This window comes from Idiomarina sp. 28-8 (assembly GCF_000320945.2).
Classification (GTDB): Bacteria; Pseudomonadota; Gammaproteobacteria; order Enterobacterales; family Alteromonadaceae; genus Idiomarina; species Idiomarina loihiensis.
This window is the reverse complement of record NZ_BANL01000051.1, coordinates 1-1,183: the sequence shown is the minus strand read 5'-3', so window position 1 is coordinate 1,183 and position 1,183 is coordinate 1. Positions and strand designations below refer to the sequence as shown.

1 protein-coding gene and 1 pseudogene are annotated in these 1,183 nt (G+C 49.0%); both read left to right on the top strand.

The genetic code is table 11. The features are described 5' to 3' along the window. Positions 1–179 precede the first annotated feature (179 nt). Positions 180–809: a peroxiredoxin gene (locus tag RJ32_RS00070; RefSeq protein ID WP_034823216.1), complete on the top strand. Its 630-nt coding sequence runs from the start codon at positions 180–182 to the stop codon at positions 807–809. A gap of 122 nt (positions 810–931) precedes the next feature. Continuing rightward, positions 932–1,183, top strand: a pseudogene (locus tag RJ32_RS00065) (hypothetical protein); the annotation flags it as partial.

Here is a 1,183-nt window from a genome sequence, read left to right as displayed (position 1 = left end):
CCAAGGACAAGAACCGTGAAGGGCGCGGTTACTCCTTCGAGGTGATGCGGGCACGAATGCTCTACACCACGAAGCACAAGAAGATCAACATTTTATATATTCAATAAAAGAATATACTTATAACCAAGGATTTCAAGTGGCCATTGAGTGCCACCTTCAACCACACAGAGGTAACTAGTATGAGTTTACGTATTGGCGACACAGCCCCAAATTTCGAAATCGATACCACTAAAGGTAAAATTAAATTCCACGACTGGGCTAAAGACAACTGGGTGTTTTTCTTTAGCCACCCCGCAGATTACACACCGGTTTGTACCACTGAGATGGGGCGAACCTCACAACTGGCAGAAGAATTTGCCAAGCGCGGCGTGATTCCACTGGGTTTGTCTACTGACACCGTAGAGGAACATCTGGGCTGGATCGAAGACGTAAATGCGACGCAGCATACTGACCTGCAGTTCCCCATCGTCGCCGACAAAGAAAAGAAAATTGCCCAGCTATACGACATGATCCACCCAGGCGAGAGCGAAACCGCCGCAGTTCGCTCGGTGTTTATCATCGACCCAAACCATAAAATACGTTTGACCATGACCTACCCGATGGCTGTTGGCCGTAACTTTGACGAGATTTTGCGGGTAATTGATGCCCTGCAGTTCTCAGACAAGCACAATGTGGCCTGCCCTGCTGACTGGCAGCCAGGTGACAAGGTCATTATTAAACCAACGGTCAGTAACGAAGAGGCTGCCAAATTGTTCCCGCAGGGGTGGGATGAGCAACGCCCATACCTGCGTTTCACCCAAATCAAATAGTCTCAACCAAAGTGCTGCCCCGGCTTCGCCGGGGAGCCACTTTAAAATACCTAAAATGTAGTGATCCGCTCAGCCGCGTTTGGCGTTATCCCTATGTTTCTCATTATAAATGGATGCTGACCATGTCTGCTGCCACCTCGAAGCGTTTAGCCCCGTTGTTAATCATAGCCGCGGTTATTAGCACACTCATTCTTATATTTATGTACGCTGCTGGCTTCTTCGGCCGTAACCAGGTCACCGCCCAGCAATTTGTTGACTTTCAGGAAGGTGCAAGCCCGCACGCTGGATTCCGCCGTGCCCACGCTAAAGGTGTATGTGTTGAAGGTAATTTTATCGCCAACGGCGCGTTAACTGAGTACACCAGTTCAAATATT

What these genes read in the sequence shown, in the direction of transcription:
- RJ32_RS00070 (WP_034823216.1), top strand. Translation starts at nt 180, where the DNA reads ATGAGTTTACGTATTGGCGACACAGCCCCAAATTTCGAAATCGATACC.